Source organism: Brevundimonas aurifodinae, assembly GCF_040195595.1.
GTDB classification, from domain to species: Bacteria; Pseudomonadota; Alphaproteobacteria; order Caulobacterales; family Caulobacteraceae; genus Brevundimonas; species Brevundimonas aurifodinae.
This window is the reverse complement of the sequence record NZ_JBEGDD010000004.1, coordinates 239,215-265,092: the sequence shown is the minus strand read 5'-3', so window position 1 is coordinate 265,092 and position 25,878 is coordinate 239,215. Positions and strand designations below refer to the sequence as shown.

The 25,878-nt window shown below is 70.4% G+C and carries 27 protein-coding genes; 9 read left to right on the top strand and 18 right to left on the bottom strand.

The genetic code is table 11. From position 1 onward, the window contains the following. Positions 1-157: 157 nt before the first annotated feature. The 7 genes from ABN401_RS06975 to ABN401_RS06945 form a co-directional block, all read right to left on the bottom strand. Positions 158-1,417, bottom strand: coding sequence for a glutamate-5-semialdehyde dehydrogenase (locus ABN401_RS06975; protein ID WP_349684109.1), 1,260 nt, complete (start codon positions 1,415-1,417; stop codon positions 158-160). Beyond that, positions 1,414-2,553, bottom strand: coding sequence for a glutamate 5-kinase (gene proB / locus ABN401_RS06970; protein ID WP_349684108.1), 1,140 nt, complete (start codon positions 2,551-2,553; stop codon positions 1,414-1,416). The genes ABN401_RS06975 and proB overlap by 4 nt, the downstream gene beginning before the upstream one ends. A gap of 40 nt (positions 2,554-2,593) precedes the next feature. Then, positions 2,594-3,445 (bottom strand): KPN_02809 family neutral zinc metallopeptidase, encoded by an 852-nt coding sequence (ypfJ, locus tag ABN401_RS06965; RefSeq protein WP_349684107.1) that lies wholly within the window; start codon positions 3,443-3,445, stop codon positions 2,594-2,596. 63 nt (positions 3,446-3,508) lie between these two features. Continuing rightward, positions 3,509-3,856, bottom strand: a complete 348-nt coding sequence (locus ABN401_RS06960; RefSeq protein WP_349684106.1) for a hypothetical protein — start codon at positions 3,854-3,856, stop codon at positions 3,509-3,511. Between the two features lie 67 nt (positions 3,857-3,923). Next, positions 3,924-4,574 (bottom strand): class I SAM-dependent methyltransferase, encoded by a 651-nt coding sequence (locus ABN401_RS06955; protein WP_349684105.1) that lies wholly within the window; start codon positions 4,572-4,574, stop codon positions 3,924-3,926. Between the two features lie 235 nt (positions 4,575-4,809). Next, positions 4,810-6,090 (bottom strand): ABC1 kinase family protein, encoded by a 1,281-nt coding sequence (locus tag ABN401_RS06950; RefSeq protein WP_349684104.1) that lies wholly within the window; start codon positions 6,088-6,090, stop codon positions 4,810-4,812. 122 nt (positions 6,091-6,212) lie between these two features. Further along, positions 6,213-7,160 (bottom strand): fatty acid desaturase family protein, encoded by a 948-nt coding sequence (locus ABN401_RS06945; RefSeq protein ID WP_349684103.1) that lies wholly within the window; start codon positions 7,158-7,160, stop codon positions 6,213-6,215. Positions 7,161-7,270: 110 nt separating this feature from the next. On the opposite strand from ABN401_RS06945, the gene ABN401_RS06940 reads away from it, so the two are divergent. The 3 genes from ABN401_RS06940 to ABN401_RS06930 are packed head-to-tail and all read left to right on the top strand — an operon-like array spanning position 7,271 to position 8,830. Continuing rightward, complete coding sequence (locus ABN401_RS06940; RefSeq protein WP_349684102.1) at positions 7,271-7,672, top strand: hypothetical protein; 402 nt, start codon at positions 7,271-7,273, stop codon at positions 7,670-7,672. Next, positions 7,669-7,866 (top strand): helix-turn-helix transcriptional regulator, encoded by a 198-nt coding sequence (locus ABN401_RS06935; RefSeq protein WP_349684101.1) that lies wholly within the window; start codon positions 7,669-7,671, stop codon positions 7,864-7,866. Before ABN401_RS06940 ends, ABN401_RS06935 begins: the two co-directional genes overlap by 4 nt. A gap of 37 nt (positions 7,867-7,903) precedes the next feature. Continuing rightward, a complete protein-coding gene (locus ABN401_RS06930; RefSeq protein WP_349684100.1) occupies positions 7,904-8,830 on the top strand; it encodes an alpha/beta fold hydrolase in 927 nt (308 codons plus the stop codon). 46 nt (positions 8,831-8,876) lie between these two features. Here ABN401_RS06930 and ABN401_RS06925 read toward each other — a convergent pair whose 3' ends face one another. The 6 genes from ABN401_RS06925 to arsC form a co-directional block, all read right to left on the bottom strand. After that, positions 8,877-9,698: a DUF3298 and DUF4163 domain-containing protein gene (locus ABN401_RS06925; RefSeq protein WP_349684099.1), complete on the bottom strand. Its 822-nt coding sequence runs from the start codon at positions 9,696-9,698 to the stop codon at positions 8,877-8,879. A 16-nt stretch (positions 9,699-9,714) separates the two neighbouring features. Next, a complete protein-coding gene (gene ubiA, locus ABN401_RS06920) occupies positions 9,715-10,644 on the bottom strand; it encodes a 4-hydroxybenzoate octaprenyltransferase (protein WP_349684098.1) in 930 nt (309 codons plus the stop codon). Between the two features lie 178 nt (positions 10,645-10,822). Continuing rightward, positions 10,823-11,290: a YkgB family protein gene (locus ABN401_RS06915; RefSeq protein WP_349684097.1), complete on the bottom strand. Its 468-nt coding sequence runs from the start codon at positions 11,288-11,290 to the stop codon at positions 10,823-10,825. A gap of 68 nt (positions 11,291-11,358) precedes the next feature. Beyond that, entirely contained in the window at positions 11,359-11,808 is a 450-nt protein-coding gene (locus ABN401_RS06910) for a DMT family transporter (protein WP_349684096.1), read from the bottom strand. A gap of 9 nt (positions 11,809-11,817) precedes the next feature. Beyond that, on the bottom strand, positions 11,818-12,288 hold the full coding sequence (locus tag ABN401_RS06905; RefSeq protein WP_349684095.1) for an NUDIX domain-containing protein: 471 nt from the start codon (positions 12,286-12,288) through the stop codon (positions 11,818-11,820). Between the two features lie 42 nt (positions 12,289-12,330). Then, positions 12,331-12,738 carry an arsenate reductase (glutaredoxin) gene (gene arsC, locus ABN401_RS06900; RefSeq protein WP_349684094.1) on the bottom strand — a complete coding sequence of 136 codons (408 nt, stop codon included), beginning with the start codon at positions 12,736-12,738 and terminating at the stop codon, positions 12,331-12,333. Between the two features lie 149 nt (positions 12,739-12,887). Here arsC and ABN401_RS06895 point away from each other — a divergent pair, with 149 nt between their 5' ends. Together ABN401_RS06895 and folB are read left to right on the top strand one after the other, a co-directional pair. Beyond that, positions 12,888-13,646, top strand: coding sequence for an SDR family oxidoreductase (locus ABN401_RS06895; protein WP_432763526.1), 759 nt, complete (start codon positions 12,888-12,890; stop codon positions 13,644-13,646). Between the two features lie 5 nt (positions 13,647-13,651). Continuing rightward, positions 13,652-14,044, top strand: a complete 393-nt coding sequence (gene folB / locus ABN401_RS06890) for a dihydroneopterin aldolase (RefSeq protein WP_349684092.1) — start codon at positions 13,652-13,654, stop codon at positions 14,042-14,044. Between the two features lie 261 nt (positions 14,045-14,305). On the opposite strand, the gene ABN401_RS06885 is transcribed toward folB, so the two are convergent. Genes ABN401_RS06885 through ABN401_RS06865 form a run of 5 tightly spaced genes read right to left on the bottom strand, consistent with a single transcriptional unit; the run spans position 14,306 to position 20,300 of the window. Then, the gene (locus ABN401_RS06885) at positions 14,306-15,109 is read right to left on the bottom strand and encodes a DUF1295 domain-containing protein (RefSeq protein ID WP_349684091.1); all 804 of its coding nucleotides are present in this window, start codon (positions 15,107-15,109) and stop codon (positions 14,306-14,308) included. A gap of 37 nt (positions 15,110-15,146) precedes the next feature. Further along, positions 15,147-15,491 carry a hypothetical protein gene (locus ABN401_RS06880; protein ID WP_349684090.1) on the bottom strand — a complete coding sequence of 115 codons (345 nt, stop codon included), beginning with the start codon at positions 15,489-15,491 and terminating at the stop codon, positions 15,147-15,149. Between the two features lie 3 nt (positions 15,492-15,494). Further along, positions 15,495-16,808 (bottom strand): homogentisate 1,2-dioxygenase, encoded by a 1,314-nt coding sequence (gene hmgA / locus ABN401_RS06875; protein ID WP_349684089.1) that lies wholly within the window; start codon positions 16,806-16,808, stop codon positions 15,495-15,497. 46 nt (positions 16,809-16,854) lie between these two features. Next, positions 16,855-18,876 carry a TonB-dependent receptor gene (locus ABN401_RS06870; RefSeq protein WP_349684088.1) on the bottom strand — a complete coding sequence of 674 codons (2,022 nt, stop codon included), beginning with the start codon at positions 18,874-18,876 and terminating at the stop codon, positions 16,855-16,857. Then, positions 18,873-20,300, bottom strand: coding sequence for a UDP-N-acetylmuramate--L-alanine ligase (locus ABN401_RS06865; protein WP_349684087.1), 1,428 nt, complete (start codon positions 20,298-20,300; stop codon positions 18,873-18,875). The genes ABN401_RS06870 and ABN401_RS06865 overlap by 4 nt, the downstream gene beginning before the upstream one ends. 111 nt (positions 20,301-20,411) lie before the next feature. Here ABN401_RS06865 and ABN401_RS06860 point away from each other — a divergent pair, with 111 nt between their 5' ends. The 4 genes from ABN401_RS06860 (at position 20,412) to ABN401_RS06845 (ending at position 25,837) form a co-directional block, all read left to right on the top strand. After that, complete coding sequence (locus tag ABN401_RS06860) at positions 20,412-21,230, top strand: LD-carboxypeptidase (protein WP_349684086.1); 819 nt, start codon at positions 20,412-20,414, stop codon at positions 21,228-21,230. A 124-nt stretch (positions 21,231-21,354) separates the two neighbouring features. Further along, the gene (locus tag ABN401_RS06855) at positions 21,355-22,293 is read left to right on the top strand and encodes an alpha/beta fold hydrolase (protein WP_349684085.1); all 939 of its coding nucleotides are present in this window, start codon (positions 21,355-21,357) and stop codon (positions 22,291-22,293) included. Continuing rightward, a complete protein-coding gene (locus ABN401_RS06850; RefSeq protein ID WP_349684084.1) occupies positions 22,290-24,845 on the top strand; it encodes a hypothetical protein in 2,556 nt (851 codons plus the stop codon). The genes ABN401_RS06855 and ABN401_RS06850 overlap by 4 nt, the downstream gene beginning before the upstream one ends. Continuing rightward, a complete protein-coding gene (locus tag ABN401_RS06845; protein WP_349684083.1) occupies positions 24,842-25,837 on the top strand; it encodes a protein-L-isoaspartate O-methyltransferase family protein in 996 nt (331 codons plus the stop codon). The genes ABN401_RS06850 and ABN401_RS06845 overlap by 4 nt, the downstream gene beginning before the upstream one ends. Positions 25,838-25,878 lie beyond the last annotated feature (41 nt).

Here is a 25,878-nt window from a genome sequence, read left to right as displayed (position 1 = left end):
GGGGGGGGCGGGGGCCCCCCCCCCCCCCCCCCCCCCCGGGGGGGGGGGGGGGCCCGGGGGGGGGGGGGGGGGCCCCCGCCGCGCATGACGGCGTTCGCGGTCACCCCCTCCGTCTCCTCCGCTTCGCTACGGATCCACCTCCCCCAACGGGGGAGGATCACGGCCGCGTCTGCCCCGTCCCGGTGACGACGTATTTGTAGCTGGTCAGCTGCTCCGCCCCGACCGGACCCCGGGCGTGGAGGCGCGAGGTGGAGATGCCGATCTCGCCGCCGAAGCCGAACTCTCCGCCGTCGGCGAACTGGGTCGAGGCGTTCCACAGCACGATTGAGGCGTCGACCACCGACTGGAAGGCGGCGGCCGCGAAACTGTCCTCGGCCACGATCGCCTCGGTGTGGCCCGAGCCGTAGCGGTTGATATGCTCGACCGCTTCGTCCAGCCCCTCCACGACCTTCACCGACAGGATCGGCGCAAGATATTCGGTGGACCAGTCGGCCTCTTCGGCCTCGCCCATGCCGGGGATCAGGGCGCGGGCCCCGGCGTCGCCGCGCAGTTCGCACCCGGCCGCCATCAGAGCCTCGGCGACCGGGGGCAGCAGGCGCCCGGCGGCCTCGCGATCGACCAGCAGGGTTTCGGTCGCGCCACAGACCGACACCCGCCGCATCTTGGCGTTCAGAACCACCGCCACCGCCATGTCGGGATCGGCGGAGGCGTGCAGATAGGTGTGGTTCATCCCCTCCAGATGGCCCAGCACGGGCACGCGCGCCTCGGCCTGGACCCGCTCGACCAGACTGCGCCCGCCGCGCGGGATCAGCAGGTCGATCGTCCCGCCCAGCCCGGTCAGCAGGGCTCCGACGGCGGCCCGGTCGGGGGTGTCGACCAGCTGCACGGCCTCCCCGGGCAGGCCCGCTGCGGTCAGCCCCTCCGTCACGGCGGCGTGGATGGCGAGCGCGCTGTCCAGACAGTCCGAGCCCGACCTCAGGATCGCGGCATTGCCCGAGCGGATGCACAGGGCCGCCGCGTCCGCCGTCACGTTCGGCCGGCTCTCATAGATGATGGCCAGCACGCCCAGCGGCGTCCGCACCCGGCTGAACGCCAGGCCGTTGGGCCGCGTCCAGTTCGCCGTCGCCTGTCCGAGGGGGTCGGGAAAGGCGGCGACCTCCTCGACCGCTCCGGCCATGGCGGCGATCCGGGCGGGGGTCAGGGCCAGGCGGTCGATCAGCGCCTCGGTGACCCCCCTCGACCGCGCGCGGTCCACGTCGGCGGCATTGGCGTCGAGGATCGGCTGGGCCCGGTCGCGCAGGGCCGCGGCCATGGCCGACAGGGCCGCCGAACGGGTCGCGGCGGTCGCCGTGCGCAGGGCCTCGGCTCCGGTCCGCGCCCGGCGGCCCATCTCCAGCATCGTGGCGTCAAGCGTCATCGGTTCAGCACCAGGTCGTCGCGGTGGATGGCCACGCCCGGGCCCTTGTAGCCCACGATGGCCTCGATCTCTCCGGAGTGTCGACCCCGGATGCGCTCCATCTCCTCGGCGGCATAGGCGGCGAGGCCGACGCCCAGCGCCTGGCCCTTCTCGCCGGTCACGCGAACGCAATCGCCCCGGTCGAACCGGCCCTCGACGCCGCGAACGCCCGACGCCAGCAGGCTGCGCCCCGCGACCAGGGCCTCGGCGGCGCCCGCATCGACGGTCAGGCTGCCGGCCGGCTCCAGACTGCCCGCGATCCAGGACTTGTAGGCCGCCATGGGGCTCGCCGGTGCGGTGATCAGCGTGGCCCTGGCGCCCGTGCCGACCGCCGCCAGCGGCCGATGGGTCAGCCCCGAGACGATCAGGGTCGCGCATCCCGCCGAACGAGCGATGCGCGCCGCCTCCAGCTTGGTCGCCATGCCGCCGGTGCCGACGTCGGCCTCGGCGTTCGCCCCACCCGCCATGGCCAGCACCTCGGGCGTCAGCGCCTCAATAAGCGGCAGGTGGCCCGCAGAAGGGTTGCGGCGCGGATCGTCCGTATAAAGACCATCGACATCCGAGAGCAGGATCAAGAGGTCCGCCCGCGCCAGCTGGGCCGCTCGCGCCGCCAGCCGGTCGTTGTCGCCGTAACGGATCTCTTCGGTCGCCACGGTGTCGTTCTCGTTGACCACCGGCACGGCCCCCAGCTTCATCAGGGCCTCGATCGTGGCGCGCGCGTTCAGCCAGCGGCGGCGGCGTTCGGTGTCGTCGCGGGTCAGCAGGATCTGGGCCGGGGTCATGCCCAACGGCGACAGGGCCTGATCCCACGCCTGCATCAGCAGGGATTGCCCCACGGCGGCCGCGGCCTGTTTCTCGTCCAGCCGCGCGTTCTTCTCCAGCCCGAGACGCCCGCGCCCGAGCGCGACGGCCCCGGACGACACCAGGATCACCTGACGCCCGCCGGCGCGCAGCCCGGCCAGATCCTCGGCCAGGGACGCCATCCACGACAGGGCCGCGCCCCGGCTGTCGGCCTCGACCACCAGCGACGAGCCCACCTTCACCACGATGCGGCGGGCGGATTTCAGAGCGGAGGCGGCGGTCGGAACGGGGGTCACATCCGGACCATGCCGCGCCGTGTGCGCCGCAACAAGCGGTCTAGAGACCCCGGAAGGTGTCGCACGCCGCCGGGTCGCCGGACTGATAGCCACGCTGGAGCCATTCCATGCGCTGGGCTGACGAGCCGTGGGTGAAGCTTTCGGGGTTCACGCCGCGCCCGGCGTTGCGTTGCAGGGCGTCGTCGCCGATGGCCGAGGCAGTGCGCAGACCTTCTTCCAGATCGCCCGGTTCCAGCGCCACCTCGCCTCCGGATACGGCGGCGGCGTTGGCGGCCCAGACCCCGGCGTAGCAGTCGGCCTGGAGCTCCAGCGCCACGGAATAGCGGTTGCCCTCGGCCTCGGATGAGGCGCGCTGTTGCGCCTGCTGAACCTGTTCGGAGGCCCCGGTCAGGGTCTGGATGTGATGGCCGACCTCGTGGGCCAGGACATAGGCGCGAGCGAAGTCGGCACCGGAGGCGCCCAGCCGCGTCTCCATCTCCTGCCAAAAGCTGAGGTCCAGATAGACCTGGCGATCGGCCGGGCAATAGAAGGGGCCGAACGCCGCCTGGCCATAGCCACAGCCGGTGTTGGTGCCCTGTTCGTACAGGACGATGTTGGCGGGCGGCTGGTAGCCGTCCAGCTTCTGGGCCCAGACGTCGTTGATGTTGCGGCCCACGACGTCGATAAACAGGCCGGCCTGATCCTCGGGCGTGCCTTCGCGGCCTTCCTGCGAAGCCCCGGCCGCGCCGAACTGGCTGGCGACCTGGGTCGTGGTGGTCGGGTCGATGCCGAAGAAGACATAGCCGATGATGGCCAGAACCGCGACGCCGATGCCGCCGCCCGCGACCGCGCCACCGCCCATGCCGCGTCGGTCCTCGACCCCGCCGCCCCTGCGTCCACCCTGCCAGCGCATGCCGTTCTCCCTCGCCCTCTGATCCCAAGCTAAGCCGGAACGCGGGTCTGGGGAAAGGGATGCTTAGCGGGGTTGGCGATCCAGCCAGTCGTCGATCTGTCCTACGCCGCTCGACACCGCCTCGCGCCGCTGGGTGGCCCCGGCGACGGAGGGGGCGCCGGATGTCCGCGGCAGGGGCTGGACATGGGGGATGTAGGGCTCGGGCTGGCGGGCGGCCTCGACTTCCAGCCGGGTCAGGCGGCTGTTCAGCGTCTGCTGGCGGGCGAAGGCGGCCTGTTCGGCCGAGCGCAGGCGTTGCTGTTCGATGCGGTAGCGTTGCACCTCACCGGGGGAGACCCCCGGCCCCAGCCAGGTCTGGGCCGTCACCGGACTGGCGACTGCGAGAGCGATCAGGGCGAGGGCGACGCGCATGGACGAAACATGGGCGCAAGGCGGCGGCGGGCCAAGCGGTGCCTTTCTCACGCCTGCGCGAGCGGGTTCAGGGCAGGGCCCAGACCGAGGTGCGCTTGATCTCGAAATCCTCCAGCTCGCGAGTGGTGGGCACCCGGTATTCGGCCAGGAAGGTCAGGCCCTCGCGGGGGAAATAGGTCCGGTGCGGGTCTCCGATCAACACCCTTGTGCCGTTGGCCCCCGCCCGCCCCAGCCAGTCGAGCACCCGCCCCGCCATCGGCTGTTCGTAGCAGACGTCCCCGGCGCAGATGACGTCCACATCCGGCGGTGGGGCGACCAGCAGGTCGGCGTCGGTGAAGGCGATCTCCACCCCATTCGCCTCGGCGTTCAAGGCGACGGCGGCGGCGCAGAACGGGTCGATGTCGGCGCACAGGACGCTCGTCGCGCCCGCCTTCATCGCCGCGATGCCAACGAGGCCCGACCCCGCCGCGAAGTCCAGCACGCGCTTGCCCGCCACCTCGGCCGGATGGTCCAGAAGCCAGCGGGCCAGCGCCTGTCCGCCCGCCCATGCGAAGGCCCAGAACGGCGGCGGCAGACCCAGTGCCTCCAGCTCCTCCTCCGTCAGCCGCCAGATCGGCGTGACCTCATCGGCCAGCCACAGGGTGATCTCCGGCGCATGAGGCACGGTCTGCGGCCGGGTGTTGGCGCGGATGAAGGCGGTCGCATCGGGGATGGGCACGTCTGGGGTATGAGCCCCGTCGTCCCGGACGGCTAGAGGAACCGTGGCCTCCTTTGGCTCACTGATTTTTTCCGCTCATCCCCGCGAAAGCGGGGACCCAGTTCTTTGGGCGATGACCGTTGCCATCCAACGCTGATCGTCATCCCGGACGTCGTGCCTCACCTAAACACTGGGTCCCCGCTTTCGCGGGGATGAGCGGAAAAGTGAGGAACAGATCAACTCTGCGAACGAATGCCTAGAGCCAGGGCTCCAGCAGCGTCCGCACCTCGACCTTGGCTCTCAGGCGGCTGGCCAGCAGATAGACCCCGCCCAGCTTTCTCTGCACGAACAGGGTGTCGACCGGCGGCACATGCCAGACACTGCGGTCCTGGGCGAAGACCATGCCCCGGTCGCGCAGCTTCGCCGTCACCGAGGTGTCGCTGAAGTCGAAGGGACCCTCGCCGCGGAACGGCGCCAGGGCCAGGTCGAACATGGCCTCCAGCTCGGCGTCGCGGGCCATGGCCCGGTCATCGAAGAAGCCGATGGCCCGCGCCGCCGCGATCGCCGCCTGTCGGTCGTCGGCGAGCGCCGCACGCATCAACCCGCGATAACCCTCGGCCAGCTCCGGCGGGATCGCCCGCGTCGCCCCGAAGTCCAGCAGCACCAGCCGCCCGGAGACGTCGACCCGGTAGTTGGCGAAGTTGGGATCGGTCTGCATCAGGCCGAATTCGAACAGCTCGCGCAGCAACAGCCGGATCATCAGGGTGGCGATCCTGTCGCGCTCGGCCTGCGACGCCGTCGTCATGGCTTCGACCGGTCCGCCCTCGACATAGTCCATGGCCAGGACGTCGGGGCGGGTCAGTTCCGCGCACAGGCCGGGCACGACGTGGTCCGGATCGCCCGCCAGCAGCGCGCCGAAGCGCGCCAGGTGCTGAGCCTCGCGCGCATAGTCGGCCTCCTCGTGCAGCTGTCGCTTGGCCTCGACCAACAGGGGGGCCAGATCGATCTCGCGCGGCAGGATGCCCGAGACGCGCATGAGGGTGGCGACATTGTCGACGTCGCTGTCGATGCTGCGTCGGACGCCGGGGTACTGGACCTTGATCGCCAGATCGCGGCCCTCGCGGGTCAGGGCGCGGTGGACCTGGCCGATCGAGGCGGCGGCGACGGGCTCCATGTCGAACCGCGCGAACCGCTCCGGCCAGTCGCGGCCCCAGCGGCGGTTCAGCGCCGCCGTCAGCTGGACCGGCGGCATGGGCCGGGCGTCGGACCGCAGCCGCGCCAGGATGTCCGACAGCTCGGGCGGCAGCAGTTCGCCCGCGTCCATCGACATCAGCTGCCCGACCTTCATCGCCGCCCCACGCAGCTGGGCGAGCTCCTCGGTGACCCGAAGCGCGTTGGCGGGAGTCAACAACAGGTCGCTGACTCTGGGCCGGCCGCCCCGCGCCATCTGCGCCGCGCCCTCGGCCAGCACATTGCCCGCGATGCCCGTCGCCATCCCGCCGAACCGCGCCAGCCGCGACAGGCGGCCGGTCGGCACGGACAGGCCGCGGGACGGTGACGAGCCGCGAGGCGAGGGCGGGGGCGGACGCATCCAGCGAACAGGCGCTCGCCACGCGGTCGCGGCAATGCGGCATGGGGTAGCCGCGACAAGACGGCCGATCAGCCCACCCGCGACGCCGCCTTTGTCAGCACCTCGACATAGCCGCCGGCTACCTCCATCCGTCCACCGGGCTCGGTCGCGCGGATCGCCCGGTGCAGGCGCGGCAGGTTCCAGCAGGGCACATGCATGAACAGGTGATGCTCGGCGTGGAAGTTGACCCAGTAGGGGGCGATGAAGGCGCGCTCCCACCACGACGCCCGGGTCGTGCGCGCGGCGCGAAAGGCGTCGTCGGCGGAGCCCTCGACGCAGGCGTGTTCGGCGATGTTCCTCAGCCGCGTCACCAGCGGAAACCAGGTCGCCATGGGCAGCAGCCACAGGGCGAAAAAGGCCCACCAGACGCCGAGCAGGGTCAGGCCCGCCAGCAGCGCCGCGTTGAACAGCAGGAAGGCCGCGACCGATCGGCCTGTGACCGCGGCGTCATAGTCGTGCGCCTTTTCCCCCTCCGCCGCCCGGCCGCGCAGGGCCGCCAGCGGCAGCAGCACGCGCTGCTTGAAGAAGGTCTGGCCGGTCAGGTCGCGGACCATCTTGCGCCGCAGGGACGCGCCGTTGACCGGGAACGGCGCCGACAGCATCAGGTCCGGGTCCTCCGGCTGCTGGGCGAACCGATGGTGCGCCAGGTGATAGGGCCGATAGGCGGTCAGCGAGGCTCCGACCGGCACGGCGCAGAGCCACTGTCCGAGAAAGTCGTTGAACTTCAGGTTCCGCGCCAGGGCCCCGTGCGCGGCCTCGTGCATCAGGATGGCCAGGCCCAGCTGGCGCGTGCCGATCACCATGACGCAAAGGGGGATCAGGATCGGTTGCCAGACGCCAACCCCGATCGCGAGCGCGATCACGCCCCAGCAGTGGGCAACCAGCAGCGGCCCCTTCCACGTCGAGCGGGACTGGAACGGAGCCCAGGCTTTCGGCGCGAAAAGATCAGACGGCGAGATACGCGGTGCTGCGGACATGGTCGGCAGGATATCGCACGCTACACGCTCACGCGAGGGCGACTCAGAATGTAAGGTTGACATTACATTATCACGTCTGTCATGCTGACCTTACATCAAGGAGGCGGTGAATGACATCCCTGGCGAACGCGGACCCGGCGCATCGACGCTATGTCATTCGCACCATGGCCTTCATGGCCGGTTATGTGGCGGTCAACACCGCGGCCATTCTGGGCGCGTTTGACGAGATGATCGGTCAGCGGGCGGGCGTCTTCCTCGGCCTCGCCATCGCCGCGCCGATCGCCGGGCAGATGTGGGCCACATTGTCGCTGATGAACGAGTCCGACGAGTTTCTGCGGGCTATCACAGCCAAGCGCTTCATCGTCGCGTCGGGCCTGTCGATGGCGCTGTTCTCGGGCTGGGGCTTCATGGAGAGCTACGGCGACGCGCCGCATGCGCCCGGCTGGATCATCTATCCCCTGTTCTGGGGCCTGTTCGGTCTGGTCACTCCCTTCATCCGGACCAGCCGATGAAGAACCGCATGAAGGACCTGCGCTCTGCGCGCGGCTGGACCCAGGACCAGCTGGGTCGCGCCATCGGGGTTTCGCGCCAGGCCGTCAACGCCCTGGAAACCGAAAAACACGATCCGTCACTCGACCTCGCCTACCGGATTTCCGCCGTCTTCGAAGAGCCGGTCGAGGCGATCTTCACCAATCCACACACCTGACCATTTGTCACGATAACCTGACCCAAAGGACATCGCCATGTTGAACACCGCCCACCCCGGGCGCGCGATCCTGCGCGCCCTGGGGCTCGCCACCGCTCTGGTCGCCGCGCCGCTCGCCGCCACCGTCACGCCCGGAGATGCCCATGCCCAGGTGAGCCCGACCTTCGCCTCCGACCGGCTATCAGTCGAGGTCGTCGGCGCGGGTCCCGACGTCATCCTGATCCCCGGCCTGGCTTCCTCGCGCGAGGTCTGGCGACCGCTGGCCAATCGTCTGTCCGGGACCCACCGCGTCCACCTCGTGCAACTGGCCGGGTTCGCGGGCGAGCCCTGGACACACGGCGACGGCCCGTTCGTCGAGCCCGAGGTCGCCGAACTGGCTCGCTACATCGCCGAGGCCGGGCTGGAGCGCCCGGCCGTCATCGGCCACTCAATGGGCGGCTTGTCAGGCCTGCTGCTGGCCCAGCGCCGGCCGGATCTGGTCGGACGGCTGATGATCGTCGATGCCCTGCCGTTCTATTCCGCCCTGTTCGGGCCCACCGTCACCGCAGAGACGGCCCGGCCCGTCGCCGCCCGGATGGCCGCCGCCATGCTCGCGGCCGACGACGCCACCTATCGCGCCCAGCAGGAGCAGGCGGCCCAGGGCCTGGCTCGCGATCCGGCGATCCGCGAGGCGATGGTGGCCTGGTCGATGGCCAGCGACCGCCGCGCCGTGGCCGCCGCCTTCTCCGACGTCGTGACGACCGACGCCCGACCGGGTCTCGCCGCCATGACGACCCCCGTGACGGCCCTTTATGCCACCGACGCCGACGGCGGCCCACCGCCCGCCATGGCCGAAGCTTTGTGGACACGGGAGTATGCGACCCTGCCGGGCGTCGAACTGGTCCGTATCGATGGCGCGCGCCACTTCATCATGGCTGATCAACCCGCCCTGTTCGGCGCGGCGGTGGACGCGTTCCTGAGGTAGGCGGTCATCGCTCTCCCTCCCCCGAGGGGGAGGGAGAAAATAGGGCTCACCCCACCTTCAACGCCCCCCCGAACTCGCCGGCATAGGCGGGGGCGATCAGGCCCCGGAACGCCGTCACCGGGACGCTGACCTCATAGGTCCCCTCGGCATAGGGCCCGACGACATAGGGCCCGACCAGGAAGGTCAGCCCCCCCGCCTTGCCAGGCTCGGTCGAGGCCGCCAGGACGAAGGGCGTCTCGGCCGCCCGGGGGCATTTCCAGTTTCCGGTGCCGGTCAGGCTGACGGTTTGGGCTGCCGGGTCGCGGCGACGCTTCTCGGCATTGATGGCGGCGCACAGGGCCTGGTCCAGGGCCGTCATGTCGGCGGGCTTGGTGAACAGATCGGCGGCGGCGATCTCGCGCTTCAGGGCCTTGTCCCACAGGATGGCGCTGAACTGGGCATTGGGGTGGGCCCCGCCGGTGTATTCCGACGCCGTCCGCATCAGGCTGAACAGTTTGGCGGTCTCGGCCCCCGGGGTGATCTCGATGGTCTTGTCGTAGGGCGGCAGGCCTTCGTCACCGCCCGCTTCGGTGCGGTCGGCCTGGGCCCCCTCGGCGAAGGCGCGCAGGTCGCGGACGTTGGCGGCATAGAGGCGGGCGTGCAGGTCCGGCTGGCTGCGAAGTGCCACCGGCAGGGTCAGGCTGACCTCGGCATAGGGGGTCTTGGACTCGAACGCCATCGGCGCGGCGGCCTCGGCGGGCGTGATGACGGCGGCGGTTCCGGGGGCGGGCGTCGCGGGCGCGGCGTCTTCCACCCGGTCGCGGTCGCAGGCGGACAGGGTGGCCAGGGCCAGCAGGGAAACGGCGATCAAGGGGCGGCGCGCGGTCATGGTCGAAGGTCTCCGGTCAGGCCCCAAGGGTTAGCGCACCCAGGGTGATGGCCGCCAGCAGGATCAATCCCGCATCGCGGTTGGACTTGAACAGCCTCAGCGCCAGAACCCCGTCGTCGGGCCTCAACCGCCAGACCTGCCAGGCCAGATGCAGGGCGTAGGCCCCAAGGCCCAGGAAGAACAGCGGCCACAGCCCCGCCGCCACGCCCGCCACACCGGCGCACAGCACCGCGCCCGCATAGAAGACGCCGACGCCCGCCCGAACGCCCGAGCCGAGCCGCCGCGCCGTCGATTTCACGCCCACCATGGCGTCGTCCTCGATGTCCTGCAGGGCGTAGACGGTGTCGTAGCCGAGCGTCCAGAACACGCCGCCGACCCACAGCAGGACCGACACCACCGTCACCTCTCCGGTCACGGCCGCATAGCCCATCAGCGCGCCCCAGTTGAAGGTGATGCCCAGCCACGCCTGAGGCCACCAGGTGATCCGCTTCATGAAGGGATAGGCGGCGACCAAAGCAAGCGAGCCGAAGCCCAGCAGGATGGCCGTCCCGCCCAGGGTCAGCAGGATCAGGAAGGCGACCAGGCTGCACCCGATCACGAATGCCAGGGCCTGTTTCACGCTGATCCGGCCCGACGCCACGGGTCGGGCGGCCGTGCGGGCCACCTGCCGGTCGATGTCGCGGTCGACGATGTCGTTGAAGGCACAGCCCGCCGCCCGCATCAGACAGGCTCCGATGAAGAACCCCAGGAACAGCCAAGCGTCGTAGAGGTCTGGCGTCTTGCGGTTCTGCGCCAAGGCCAGGGCGATCCCCTGCCACCCCGGTAGCAGCAGAAGCCAGATTCCCACCGGCCGGTCGAACCGCCCCAGCTTCAGCCAGGGCTTCAGCGCCTCGGGGGCGCGCAGGTCGACCCAGTTCTTGCCGGCGTCGGGGAGGGGGGCGGACATGACCGTGGAATAGCACCCCCGGCCCCGGCCCCACCACCGCCGTCATCCTCGGACTTGATCCGAGGATCGGATTGTCAGCGGCGCGTTCGCGGGCGTAGCGCGAGATCTTGCCAAGCGGCCGGCATGCCCGGCGCGGAACGTCCGGCCCTCGGATCAAGTCCGAGGGTGACGGCGTGTGCTAAAGCTCCAGCCGGTTCTGGGCGTCGAACAACAGATAGAGACAGATCGCCAGCAGGCCGATGTCCTTGGCCAGGAACTGCCCCGTCCCCCCGAGCGCCGGGAAGGCATAGCCCTCGGCCACGATGCCCGGCGCGGTGAAGAAGAAGCTGAGCGTCACCACAAAGGTCGCCACCCCCATCAGCGCCCCGACCAGACCGGCGAACGGAAATCGACCCCCCAGCGCGATCAGCAGTCCTGCGGTGATCTCCAGCACGCCGATGACGATCGACGCGCCTTGCACGCCGATCAGCGGATACATCCAGCCGAACAGCCAATAGGTCTCGGCGATCCCCTTAACCCCCTCGGCCTCATAGGGCAGGAACTTCATATAGCCGAACCACAGGAGGATCAGCACGATCCCAGCGCGCAGGAAGGCGCGCGCGTCGAGGCGGCCGGTCGGCGGCGCGGGGTCGTTGGCGAACGTCATGTCAGGGGTCTCGGCGCGAAGGATGCCTACCGTTCGCTCGCCGGCCGCACAGGGTTACGCTTCGTTGCTCAGCCTCGCCGCACCAGAACGACCCCGCCGATGACCAGGGCCACCCCCGCCAGCCGGGTCAGGCTGATCGGCGCGCGCGGCACGCCCAGCGCGCCAAAGTGGTCCAGCACCAGGCTGATCAGCAACTGGCCCGCCACCATCAGGGTGATGGTCGTGGCGACACCGAGACGCGGCACGGCCCAGGCCGCCGCGACCACGAACACCGCCCCGTAGAGCCCGCCGATCCACGCGTAGGGCGGCAGGCCCTTGACCGCGACCATGTCCGGCCTTGCGTGCAGAATGGCCGCGAGTATGCCCAGCGCCGCCGTGCCGACGGCGAACGAAACGAAGGCGGCGTTGACCGGGCCCGAGACGGCCACGGCCAGCTTGGCGTTGGTCGGCGCCTGGAGCGCGGTCGCGCCTCCGGCCAGCACGACGGCGAAGATTGCGATCCAGGGTCCGAGATTCATGCGGGGTCCTTACCAGAGCGGATCGACAGGCGCGCCGGCGAACATCTCGGCCAGGCGCGCGCGGGTGGATCGGTGGGCATCGTCGGGCAGGGCATCGGGAGCGAACCAGCCGATCTCGGCGATCTCGCCCCGATGGGTCAGCTCGCCGACCTCGAAGGCGTCGAACCGATAGACCAGCACATGGTCGCCGCGAAAGAACCGCTCGTTGGAGTGGACGGACACCAGTCGCCCAGGCGCGGTCGCCCTCAGCCCCGTCTCCTCGAACAGCTCGCGCGCCGCCGCGTCGCCGATGGTTTCGCCCCGGTCCACGCCCCCGCCCGGCAGCCACCAGCCCGCCAGATAGGTGTGGCGCACCAGCATGACGCGGCCGCCTGCGTCAACCGCCACGGCGCGCACGCCCAGCGTCATGCCCCGGCTGGCGCGCGAAAAGGCGAAGAACAGCGGGCGGCTGTAGGGCTCGATTCGGACGCGCCAGTTCATCGGCGCACGCTGCCACACCCGGCGGGCCGGGCGATAGCGGCGTCAGAGGAGGACGCCCTCGCCGTCTTCCTTGACGAAGCTCTCCGGCCGGACGTCCAGCACCTCGAACACCCGCTCGGAGGGTCGCGCCAGGACCACCCCCAGGGGGGTCTCGACGATCGGCCGGTTCACCAGGATCGGATGCTCGACCATCGCCGCGATCAGGTCGTCATCGGAGACCCCGTCGTTCAGTAGGCCGAGCTCCTGCGCCGGCGTGCCCTTGTCGCGCAGGATGGCGCGCGGCCCCTCGCCCATCCGCGCCAGAAGGTCGCGCAGGCAGGTCTCGGTCCAGCCGGACTTCAGATACTCGACCACCTCGGGCTCCCGCCCCACCTGGCGGATCGCGGCCACAACGTTGCGGGACGTGCCGCAAGCGGGGTTGTGAAAGACGGTGACGGGAAACTCGCTCATGGATCGTCCGGGGCCTGTGCACGCTTGATGCGGGGGTCTGGTCATTCTATGCCGTCCCGCGAACAGGAGCATCCCCATGCTGGCCCTCGGCATCATCATCGGTTTCGTCGTCGTTCTCGCCGCCATCAATGCGATCGAGTTCGGCCGGGTTGACTGAGCCTTCACGCGGCGCGGCGCTCGTCACGGGGGGATCGCGCCGGATCGGCCGGGCCATCGCGCTGGCCTTGGCCGAACGTGGTCATGACGTGGCCATCCACCACCGGTCATCGGCTGAAGACGCCGAAGCCGTCGCCGCCGAGGTGCGGGCCCTGGGCCGCCGCGCCGCCGTCGTGGCGGCCGACCTGACCGTTGAGGCCCAGGTCCGGGCCCTGACCCCCGCCGCGACCCAGGCTCTGGGCCCCCTCTCAGTTCTCGTGAACAACGCCTCGGTGTTCGAGGACGACCGCGTCGGTTCCCTGGAGCGTGCGAGCTGGGACTGGCACATGGAGACCAATCTCCGCGCGCCCCTCGTGCTGATGGAAGCCTTCGCCGCCCAGGCCCCGGACGGATCGGCGGTGGTCAATCTGCTGGACCAGAGGGTGCTGAAGCCCGATCCCCGCTTCGTCTCCTATGCCCTGTCGCGCAATGGCCTGTGGTGGGCGACCCGGACGATGGCCCAGGCCCTGGCTCCCCGTATCCGCGTCAACGGCGTGGGCCCGGGTCCGACCCTGAAGTCCATCCACCAGACCGAGGCCGAGTTCGCCGTCGAGGCCGCCGCCGTTCCGCTCGGCCACGGGGCCGATCCCGACGACATCGCGTCGGCGGTACTCTATCTGATTGACGCCCGCTCGGTGACCGGACAGATGATCGCGGTCGACGGGGGCCAGCATCTGGCGTGGCAGACGCCCGACATCCTCCCGGAGCCCTGACGCCTGTGTCCTTTCCCGCCGCCGTTCCCGCGTCCGTCCCGCTCGCCCGCCGCGAGGGGCTGAGGGTCTTCGTGCGCGGCCTTCAGGTCCAGGCCGGCATCGGCGTCTACGACCATGAGCACGGTCGGCTACAAACGCTGGTGATCGACGTGACGCTGGATCTGGGCCCCGCCGAAGTCCACGGCCTGGCCGACACCATCAACTACGAGACCGTCGCCACCGCCTGCCGGCGCATCGTCGCCGAGGGCCACGTCGGCCTGGTGGAGACCTTCGCCGAACGACTGGCGCTGGATTGCCTGCTCGACCCCCGCGTGCTGGGCGTCACCGTCCGCATCGAAAAGCCCGGCGCGCTGGAAGCCGCCGCCGCCGCCGGCTGCGAACTGACCTACCGGCGCTGAAGGACCGCCTCGCGGTAGGCGAGAGGTTCATCACGGCGAGCACAACGAAGGCACAACGGACACGACGGGACCGAGTGAACGTCGAGGTCGCCGCTCGCTCATCTGAGGCACCGGGGCCCAGAATGGGCGGCTTCGCCGCCGATTCGTGAACTCGATCCGTCAAGGACCGGTCGGCGGCCGGACCGCGAGCTCGGTATCGTTGTGTTCGCTGTGATGAACCTCTTTCTTGCCCTCTCAGCCACGCGACCACCTCTCCGGTCTTCAGCCCTTTTTAGGCGGCCAGGGGATGAAGGCGCTGGTCCGGCGGATGTAGTCTTCATAGCCGGGCCGGGACGACCGGATCGCCTTTTCGGTGATGCCGATGCCGGACCACTTCGTCAGGGTGAAGGTCAGGAAGAGCGGTCCGACGATCGAGACGATCCCGACCCAGCCGGTCTCCGCCGCGATCAGCCAAAGCCCCCACCACACGCAGGCGTCGCCGAAATAGTTGGGGTGCCGGGTATAGCGCCACAGACCCCGATCCATGACCTGGCCCTTGTTGGCGGGGTCTTTCTTGAAGGCCGCCAGCTGGCTGTCGCCGATGCTCTCGAAGGCGATGCCGATGACGACGATCACCGCCCCGGTCCAGCCGATCCAGCCGATCGGCGGGGCATAGGCGATCTGGCCCAGCTGCGCCGGCAGGCTGTTCAGCCAGGCCAGCGCTCCTTGTGGCAGGAAGACGAAGAGGAAGGCGGTCCTGCGGAAACTCCAGCCCTTCCTCGCCTGCCCCTCCAGAATGGCCGTGTAGCGCCGGTCCGCGCCGTGTTCACGCCACCGCTTCAGCAGGTGCCAGCCCAGCCGGATCGCCCACACGCCGACCAGCCACAGGATCAGCCCCTTTCTGACCGGATCGCCGTCGGTCCGGGGAAAGGTGATCAGCGCCAGGAACAGCATCCCCAGCGGCCAGACCCCGTCGATGAAACTGACGTCGCCCCACCGCACCGCCAGCCGGGTCAGCAGGGTCATGATGACGGTGATCGCCAGCAGGTTGAGGCCCAGCAGAGGGGCGATCTCGGACAGGCTCATGTCATGGCCACCCGGGCGTCAGCCATCATGGTCCCGCCTAGTCGACGCACAGGGTCGGCTGGGCGCGACCGTTCTCGATCGGCGTGTTGCAGCCGAAGGGCAGGTCGTTCGGGGCGCAGACCCCGGTGACCTCGCCCGCGTTCGGGCCCGCCTCCTTGGCGCGGCAGTCACCCATGCAGTCGTCGCCGTCGCGGCACACTCGGCCCGCGTCCGAGAACGGCACCACGCACCGCTCGGTCTGCAGCCGCCCGACCCGCATCAAGTCGCCGCCGCGCGCGGCGCAGGCCTCGGCCGCCGTCCGGGTCGGGGCGGTGGCGTCGGGGGCCGTCATCGGCGAACAGGCCGAGGCGAGCAGAGCAATGGCGGCGATCAACAGGCGCATGGTCTATCCTTTGAGCGAGACGTCGCCCTTGGCGAAGCCGGTCCAGACGTCATCGTAATCCAGCTGCATCGTGGGGCTGGTTTGCGCCCAATCCGTGGTCCGGATCGGCCACCGTGTCTCGAACATGAAGGCCAGGGTGTTGTCCAGCTTGTGGGGCTTCAGCTCGGCTGCGACCGCCTTGTCATAGGACGCCTGGTCCGGGCCATGGCCGCTCATGCAGTTGTGAAGCGACGCGCCGCCCGGCGCGAAGCCGCCCTCCTTGGCGTCATAGGCCCCGGTCACCAGCCCCATGAACTCGCTCATGACGTTCCTGTGGAACCACGGCGGACGGAAGGTGTCCTCGGCCACCATCCAGCGCGGCGGGAAGATGACGAAGTCCACGTTGGCCGTGCCCGGCGTGTCCGACGGACTGGTCAGGACGGTGAAGATCGAGGGGTCCGGATGGTCGAAGCTGACCGTGCCGATGGTGTTGAACCGGGCCGTGTCATAGCGACAGGGCGTGTTGTTGCCGTGCCAGGCGACGACGTCGATCGGGCTGTGATCGAAGGTCGTGGTCCACAGCCGCCCCGCGAACTTCTGCACGCACTCGGTCGGGCGATCCACGTCCTCGAAGGCGGCGACCGGCGTTTCGAAATCCCTCGGATTGGCCAGGCCGTTCGAGCCGATGGGCCCCAGGTCCGGCAGGCGGAAGGGGCTGCCATAGTTCTCGCAGACATAGCCCCGGATCGGCGCCCCCTCGCCATCTGGGCACTCCACGCGGAAGCGCACGCCGCGCGGGATGACGACGATGTGGCCGGCCTCGGCCTCGATCCGCCCCAGTTCGGTGACGAACACCTGCCGGCCCAGTTGCGGCACGATCAGCAGCTCGCCGTCGGCGCAGTAGAAGACCCGGTCGGTCATCGACCGGTTGGCGGCATACAGATGGATGCCCGCGCCGCCCTGCGTCTCCGCATCGCCATTGCCGCCATAGGTCACCAGCCCCTCGACCCAGTCGGTCGGCGTTTCGGGGACGGGCAGGGGGTCCCAGCGCATGCGGTTGGGGCTGGGCGGCGCGTCGGTGAACGGGCCCGATCGCACCCGGCCCTGGTCGAAGGGCACATAGGCCGGATGCTGGGCGCTGGGGCGCAGGCGATACAGCCAGCTGCGGCGGTTCTCGCTACGCGGCGCGGTGAAGGCCGTGCCCGAAAGCTGTTCGGCATACAGGCCCATCGGCGTCTTCTGCGGCGAGTTCCGAGCCACCGGCAGGGCCCCCGGCACCGCCTCGGTCGCGAAATGGTTGCCGAAGCCGGTCAGGTACTGTGCGCTGTCTTGCGTCATCTCTCGTCTCCCGTTGGGCGCGGTTTAGCGGCCGAGCGCCGGGCCGTCACCACCGCAGCGACAGTCCCGCCCGAACCATGCGCGGCGGGCCATAACCCTCGACGCCGTCGCCCGTCTCCGACACCTCGACCTCGGCGTCGAACAGGTTGTCAGCGGCGACGAAGGCGATGACGCCGTCGCGCACCGTCCACTCCGCCCGGGCGTCCAGCGTGACGGCCTCATCCAGCGTCCGGCTGTTCAAGTCGTCGTCGAACCGGTCGCCCTCGTAGCGGACGCGACCGACCAGGGTCAGCCGCTCCGTCGCGCGCCAGACCGCCCCCGCCGAGGCACTGACGACCGGGGCCTGGGCCGGGCGCAGACCCGTCAGCTGAGGCGCCGCCGTGCCACCGTCGAGCTCGGCATCGGTCATCGAGACCGCGCCGTCCAGCGACAGGCGGTCGTCGATGCGGTGCTCGATCGACGCCTCGATCCCGACCGCCTCGATGGTTCCCGCGTTCTGGCGCTGGCGCAGGGCCCCGCCTGCCGGGACGAAGCCGGCACGCGGGAAGGTGCCGGGACCCGCGCCGATCGTGACGTTGACGATGGCCTCCTCGATCCGGTTCCAGAAGACGGTCGCCTGAACCTCGGTCGCGCCGCCCGTCCAGGCCAGACCGCTCTCCAGCCCCTGCAGCCGCTCGGGCACCAGCGCCGCGTTGGCCTCGGTCAGGTCGTTGCCGACGCGGAAGGGCCGGTGGAGCTCGTTCAGGGTCGCAGGCCTGAACCCCGTGTATGCCGCCGCCCGCCCGGCCCAGCCGCTGCCGAGGTCGCGCCGCGCCGCCAGCCGCGCCGAGACCACTTCCCCCGACCGGTCGGGATCGGTCTCGTTCAGCGTCGGCAGACCCGTGGCCAGATCGCGCTCGATCCGCCGCCCGCCGGCGTTCTCCCAGCCGTCGAGACGCAGGCCGCCCGCGATCAGCCACGGCCCCGCCGTCCACGACGCCTCGCCATAGGCTCCTACGACCGAGGTCTCGCCGCCCGCCACCCGGCTGCGCGTGAAGCCACCGCCGAGATTGCGGAACCGCTCGCGCGTCTCGCCCTCGGCGAAACGAGCGTCGCCACCGACCTCCCACTCCAGCTGGCCACCCGCGAGCGGAACGGCTGTCCCTCGCAGGGCGGCGTTCCAGCCCCAGCCCTCGGCGGGGGTGGCGAACTGGTCGTTGGCAGCCGTGGTCGATCCGCGCCCGGCCGCCACGGCCGCCGAGGTGTTGGAAAAGTCGCTGGTCCGCCGCCAGACCTGGGCTCGCCAGCCGAGGCGGTCTTCGGCGGGCGCCCGCGACGCCGTCGCTGCATAGCTCTCGCCCGTCGCCGAGGAGCGCGCGCGCGCCAGGCCCGAGCCCCGATCCTCCTCATAGGCCGAGGCCCGCAGGGACAGGGCGATGTCGCCGTTCAGGGCCGCGTCCGCCCGGATCGCCCCCGCCAGGGTCTGCAGATCCAGCGGCGTGTCGGCCGAGCCCGCCGCCGGGCCACGCACAGGGACATAGCCGTCGCTGATCTCGCGCTGCAGGGTTCCCGTCAGGCTGAAACGCCCCGCCGACAGGGTCGTCGCCGCGCCCAGCCTCTGGCCGCCATACTCGCCGCCCGACACCTCGACCGCGCCCCCGACGCCGTCCCGTTCGCGCAAGGCGATGACGCCGGTCAGGGCTCCGGCGCCGTATGGCCCCGCGCCCGCGCCACGGATGATGTCCAGCCCCGACAGGCTCTCGGTCGGCACCTGGCTCCAGATCACCCACCCTCCGAACGGGTCGTTCAGGGGCACGCCGTCCAGCGTGACCAGCGTCCGCCCCGCCCCCGACGGCGCGATGGCCCTCAGCGAGATCCCCTGGGTCGTCGGATTGGCGGCCAGGCTGGAGGTTCGCCGGAACAGGCTGACGGCGGGCACCGACCGCAGCGCCTCGTCCAGCCGCGTCTCGCGCGACAGGCGCTCTTCACCGATGCGGATGACACTGAACGCCGCCTCGGCAGCGGCCGGCGGCAACCGGGCGGCGGTGACGACGATGTCGGGAAGGTCTTGGGGAGTGTCCTGGATCATGCGGGGTGTGTAGCGCGCAGCCGCGCCACAAGCTCCGCCGCGAACTGTGACAGGGTGTCGTCCCTCGCGCCCATGACGATCACCCGGTCACCGGGCCGCGCGATCTCCACGATCCGGTCGCCGCAGGCCGCCCGGTCGCCCAGGGCTTCGGCCCTGCGTCCCTCGGCGCGCACGCACGCCGCGATGTCCTTTGACCCCACGCTGCGATCCGTGGTGCCGCCGTAGTAGACGGGCTCGGGCATCAGCAGCACGTCGTCGGGTTTCATCAGTCCGACGAAGGTCTCGATGAACTCGGCCTTCATCAGCTTCAGCGGCCCGAACCCGTGCGGCTGGAACAGGATCAGCAATCGCCCGTCGAAGGCGTGCAGCGTCTTCAGCGTGGCCGAGATCTTGTCCGGGTTGTGGGCGAAGTCGTCGATGACGGTGATCCCGTTCGCCGTGCCGACCACGTCCATGCGCCGCCGGATCCCGGCGAAGGTCTCCAGCGCCGCCACGGCCTGATCCATCGGCACGCCCAGCGCGCGCACGGCCCCCAGCGCCGCCAGGGCATTGGCCACATTGTGCGCGCCCGGCACGTTCAGGGTCACGGCGTGGCTGTCGCCGCTCGCGCGGTCGGTCAGGGTAAGGGTCATGCCGGCGGGCAGGGGGCTCAGGTCGTGGGCCGACAGGTCGGCGTCGACGCGGCCGAGCGCGAAGGTCACCACCGCCTCGCCCCGCCCCTCGGCGACCATCGTCTGCGCCAGGGCCGCCGTCTCGACATTGTCCAGGTTCAGCACCGCAGTCCGCGCCCGGCCCGTGAAGCCGCCGAACAGCTCGCGCAGTTCCTCCATCGATTTGTGGTCCAGCGAGATGTTGGACACCACCGCCACCGTCGGATCGTAGCGGGCGATGGAGCCGTCCGACTCGTCCACCTCGGCCACGAACAGGTCTGGCCCGCCGATCAGGGCGCTGGCGAAGGGATGGTCGGCGTCGGTGAAATTCTTCATCACCGCCCCGTTCATGACGGTCGGCGCGCGCCCCGCCTGATCCAGGATCCAGGCGATCATGCCCGTGATGGTCGATTTGCCGCTGGTGCCTGCCACGCCGATCGAGGTCGGGGCGGCGTTGAAGATGCGGCTCAGCAGCTCGGGCCGCGTCACGATCGGCGCGCCGACCCGCCGGGCCGCGCCGATGTCGGGCACCGTGTCCTCGACCGCGCCGGTCGCCACCACCGTGTGATCCGCCCGCACGCCCGATCCGTCCTGGGGATGCAGGGTCACGCCGTGCGCCCTCAACCAGTCGAACTTCTCCGGCGTCCGCCCCTGGTCCAGCGACCGGTCCGAGCCCTCGACGGTCGCGCCCTGCGCCTGGACGATCATCGCCAGCGGCAGCATGCCGGACCCGCCGATGCCGCAGAAGAAATAGGAAGGCTTTTCTGGCGTCATCTTGATCTTGAAGGGCAAATGCGGGGAGTGTCCGACACGGTTCGCGTGACTAGCACGCGTCGCGCACAAGGCCACGCCCCCCAAAATGCTCCAAGTCATGGGACCCCCGGCATGAAGATCGGCATCGTCGCCGTCTCCTCCCGCTTCGCCCGCGAGCGGGGCGAGGCGATCCAGGCCTGGTTTGACCTGCAGTTCCCGGCGGGCGAGGTCACCTGCGCCCTCCACCCGAACAGCTTCGCCAAGTCCGGTCATTTCGCCGGCACCGATCAGGAGCGGGCCGACGCCTTCGTGGCGTTCGCCAACGATCCCCGCATCGACCACATCTGGTTCGCGCGCGGAGGCTATGGCTCGTGCCGCATCGCCGAGACGGTCATGCCGCGCCTGACCGGTATGGCGAGGAAGAAGCGCTACCTCGGATACTCCGACGTCGGATCGATGCTGGCCATCCTGTACAAGGCCGGCTTCGACGTGGCCCACGGACCCATGGCGTCGGACGGCGTCCGGAACGACCCCACCGGCTTCCGCTCACTGAACTGGCTGAGGAAGGGCGTGACAGAGGGGCTGGAGCCGTCGCTGGTCGACGACCCACGGCCCGCCGTCGCCTTCAACCTGACGGTTCTGGACCAGCTGCTCGGCACGCCGCTGGAGCCCGATCTGACCGGCCATGTGCTGATGCTGGAGGATGTGTCGGAGGCCGCCTATCGCATCGACCGGATGATGTTCCATCTGACCAGCCAGCCCTCGATCCGCCGCGTGGCCGGCATCCGCGCCGGCCGGTTCACCGACGTCACCGTCAACGAGCCGGACTTCGGCCTGACGGCGGAACAGATCGTCCAGCACTGGTGCGAACGCTCCGGCATCCCCTACCTCGGCCCCGCCGACATCGCCCACGACCGCAACAACAAGGTCGTGCCGTTCGGGCCACGCTGAACCAGCCTTCTCCCGCAAGGGGAGAAGGAAACCGGTGCTCCTCCGCAACGCTCTTAACCCTATCGCTCCCGCGTCCGGGGAAGGCTCTCGACAGCGAACGGCGGTCCGGCTCACATGCCCCGCGATGGGGCGCAACGGTTCGCAAACCCTGCCGACATGGACACGGGCGGCCATGGTCGGCGTGATGGGGGGAGCCGTTCTCGCGTTTGCTACGACCGCGTCGGGGGGCGCGGTCGAGGCGGCACAGAGCCGCCGCCTCATCACTTCCGACGGGGCTCGTCTTCATTACCTGGAGGCGGGCCCTTCGGGGGCTCCGACGATCCTGTTCGTGCCCGGATGGACCATGCCCGGCTGGATCTTCGAGCGTCAGATCGCCGCCCTGTCGGACCGTTTCCACGTCCTGGCGCTGGACCCGCGCGGGCAGGGCGACAGCGAGGTCACACGCTTCGGCTACACCCATGAGCGCCGAGGCCGCGACGTCGGCGAACTGATCGATCAGGCCGCGACCGGCCCTGTCGTGCTGGTCGGATGGTCTCTGGGCGTGCTCGACAGCCTGGCCTGGGTGGCCCAGGCCGGAGACGACCGGATCGCCGGCCTGGTCCTGATCGACAACTCCATCGGCGAGGGACCCGCGCCCCGCCCCGCCGCCGGAGCCACGCGGCCCGCCGAGCCACCCACCCGGTCGCCCGACGAGCGCCGCGCCCGCCGCGCCGCCTTCGTCGCTGGGATGTTCGCCCGGGATCCGGGCCCGGACTGGCGCGAGCGTCTGACCGATCAGGCGCTGCGAATGACGCCCGAGGACGAGCGCCGCCTGCTGGCCTACGACGCCCCCCGCGCATACTGGCGCGCCGCCGTCCATTCGACGACGAAGCCCGTCCTCTATGCCGTGCGCCCCCGCTGGCGCACGCAGGGCGAGACCCTGATCGCCACCCATCCCGACGCCGAGATGGTGGTGTTCGAGGACGCCGGTCACGCCCTGTTCGTTGACGAGGCCGACCGCTTCAACGCCCTGCTGACCCACTTCATGGACCGTCGCGTCGCCGCGCCGAGGCCGCTGCAATGACCGGTGCCGCCGACAAGACCCGCACGGCGCTGATCCCGCTGTTCCTGATCGCCATGGGCGTGGTCGGGATCGAGAACGCCCTGACGCGCTACTTCGCCGTCGCGAAATGGTCCGAGTACGGATACTGGATCATCTCCATCGTCATGGCCGGCTTCGCCCTCAGCGGCGTCGTGGTGGCCCTGTTCCGCGACACGGTGGCCCGGCACGGCGTGATCCTCCGGACCGTCCTGCCCGCCGCCATGGTGATCGCTGCCGCTCTGGGATACCAGGCGGTCACGGCCAACCCGTTCAATCCGCTGCAGCTTCAGAACCCGACGACCTGGCCGGATCAGGTTCGCAACATCGGGCTCTACTATGCGGTCCTGCTGCCCTTCTTCTTCCTCGCCGGGCTCTACATCAGCCTGATCTTCATCCTGAATCACCGCGAGATCGGCCGGGTCTATGGCTACGACCTGATCGGCGCCGGGATCGGCGCGGCTCTGGCGCTGGGCCTGATGTTCGTGGTCCACCCCTTCCTGCTGGCTCCGGTGCTGATGATCCCCCTGGCGCTCGCGCCGGTGTTTCAGCCCGGCAAGGGCCGATGGGCCGGTATCGCCCTCGCCGCCGTCGCCTTCGTGGGGGCCCAGTATGTTCTGTTCACCGGCGCGGCTCCCGCCTTCTCCGAGTTCAAGGCCATCTACGCGCCCCTGAACACACCGGGCGCGGCCGTCGTCGCCGAGGTGCGCCAGCCGCGCGGCCACTATCTGCTGCTCGAGAACTTCACAGAGCGGGTCGACGCCGACGTGTCCAACAACGCCGGCATGATGGGCGTCGCCGGCCCACCTTCGACCTATGGCCTGTACCGCGACGGCAACCGCGTCGCCGCCCTGCCCAGGGCCGGATCGCTGGACACCGCCTATGCCCCCAGCGCCCTGTCCGCCGCCCCCTACGCCCTGCGCCCGGGTGCGGAGGCGTTGCTGGTCGGCCTGTCCGGCGGCTATCGCGCGGCCGAGGCGCTGACGCTGGGCGCGTCCCGCGTCGACGGCGTGGAGGGCGAGCCGGTCCTCGCCCTGGCGCTCCAGAGCGGCCTGGGTCCATCGCCCGCCCTCGCGCCCGACCCTCGGATCACCCTGCTGGAGGGCGGCCCCATCGCCGCGGCCTGGCGGGCGGGCCCGGCCAGCTACGACGTCATCGACCTGTCCTCGGACTTCGTCGACGCGGCCCCCGCCAACGTCACCGGCGTCACGGCCGAGGCGATGCGCGCCTATCTGGCCGCCCTGAAGCCCGGCGGCATGGTCTCGGTCTCCGTCTCGATCCGCGACTTTCCCGTCTATGCGCTGCGCGTCCTGGCCACGGGGCGGCACGCCCTGACCGGCATGGGCGTGGGCGATCCGTCCGCCCACGTCATGGTCTATCGCTCGGCCTGGAACGCCCGCATCCTGATCAGCCCCACGCCATGGTCCCCGGCCGACGTCGCGGCGCTGGAAGCCTGGGCCGCCGCGCGCTCGTTCGACGTCTCCTGGCGGCCGGGGCTGGACGTGACGGCCGCCCGGGCGGGCCTGTTCAACGACCTGCCCAGCGTCTCCTTCGCCAGCGGCCAGATCGTCTCGACGGGTCCGAACGACGCCATCGCCAACGAGGTCGCCGCGGTGCTGGCCGGCCGTCCGTCTCCGTCTTCGGAGGCCTTCCACATCCGACCCGCCACTCTGGACCTGCCCGCCTTCCATTCCTCCCTTCGGCTCGAGGACCTGCCCACCCTGATCCGGCGGCTGGAAGTCCTGCCCCAGGCCGAGATCGGGGCCCTGGTGAACATCGCCGTCCTGGGCCAGGCCATGGTCATCGCCCTGCTGGTGCTGGCCGCCCCGCTGCTGTTCCGTCGACGGACCAGCGGCGCGAAGGATAAGCCGCGCGCCTGGCCCGCCCTCTATTTTCCCGCCCTCGGCCTCGGCTTCCTGCTGATCGAGATCTGGCTGATCGACAAGGCGGCCTTCTGGCTGAACGACTATTCCTCCGCCTTCGCCCTGGTGCTGACGTCCATGCTGATCTTCTCGGGCCTGGGCAGTATGATCGCCGGGCGCTGCGCCGCCATGCCCAAGGCCGCCTCCATGATCGGCCTGATCGTCGTCCTCGCCTGGATCGCGGCCATGTGGGTGGGGGCCGAGGATTTCATGATGCGGACCCTGGACCAGCCCTGGGCCATCAAGGGCGCGATGGTTGTGATCGCCGCCGCGCCGGTCTCGCTGGCGCTCGGCCTGCCGTTCCCGCTGGGCCTCATCCAGGTCGGCGACGGCCGGGCCCTGCCCTGGGCCTGGGGGCTGAACGGAGCCTTCTCCGTGGTCGCCACGCCCCTGGCGAACCTCATGAGCCGCGACATCGGCTTCTCCTCCCTGCTGGTGGCGGGGGCGGTGCTTTACAGCCTCGCCTTCCTGGTCCTGCCGGTCGCCCAGGCCCGGCCGCGCGCCGCTCCCTTGTTCGAGCCCGCTGCGCCCGCCGACCCCTTCGCCGACCTGCCCGATCCCGCGCCCGCCGCCCTCGATCCCTTCCCGGCCAAGACCCAGACGAGCCCCGCATGACCCTCGGCAGACGTTCCTTCCTGACCACCGCCGGAGCCGCTGCGCTCGGGGGTCTCGCCGCCTGCGACGAGCAGACGATGAAGTCGGTCCAGGCCCGGCTGAATCCGACGCAAGCCACGGGCCCGGCCGCCTCGGGCGCGGCGGCGCCCGCCGCCAACACCGCCGCCGACGCGGGCTCCGCCTCGGCGATCTCCCCGACCGTCCGTATGCCGACGGAACCCTGGTCCTGGGCCCGCTTCAACGCCGCCATGCAGGCCTCGGAGCGTCCGCACGCCCTGACCGAAGCGCAGTTCGACGCGATCCAGGCGAGGAAGCCCGCCGCCATCGACCGCATCCGCACCTATCTCGACGGCCGCTTCGGCGCGCACGATCCGAACGTGGTCCGCGCCTTCGAGAGCGTGCCACGCGACTTCTTCCACTATGCCTATGCGTCCGACGCCTCGACCGCCTACCAGGCCTATGAGGCCGACCCCAAACCCTGGGCCATCGGCCACGGCAGCGTCCTGTCCGACTATCTGGGCCAGGCCTATATGACCCAGCTGGCGGCGCCCAAGCCGACCGACGTCACGCTGGAGATCGGCACCGGCTCGGGCTTCCAGTCGTCGCTGCTCAGCCGCATCGTGCGCGACAGCTACACCATCGAGATCATCCAGCCGATCGGCGAAGCGGTGGGCAAGATCTTCGACCCGCTGGGCTACGACAACGTGCACTCGCGCGTCGGCGACGGCTATTTCGGCTGGCCTGAGGTGACCGAGGGCTTCGACACCATCATGCTGACCTGCGTGGCCCAGTACGCCCCGCCCGAGCTGTTCCGCCAGCTGAAGCCCGGCGGCAAGCTGATCATCCCCATCGGCCAACCCTTCCGCCGGGGCCAGGTGCTGTACGTCTACACCAAGGACGCCGACGGCCGGGTCCGCAGCCGCCGCGACGTCGGCGTCTTCTTCATCCCCATGACCGGCGCCATGCAGACCCAGGCACGACCGGCATCATGAAACAAGGCGCTCGCTGCCGCCGACGTTGTGATATGATCTTT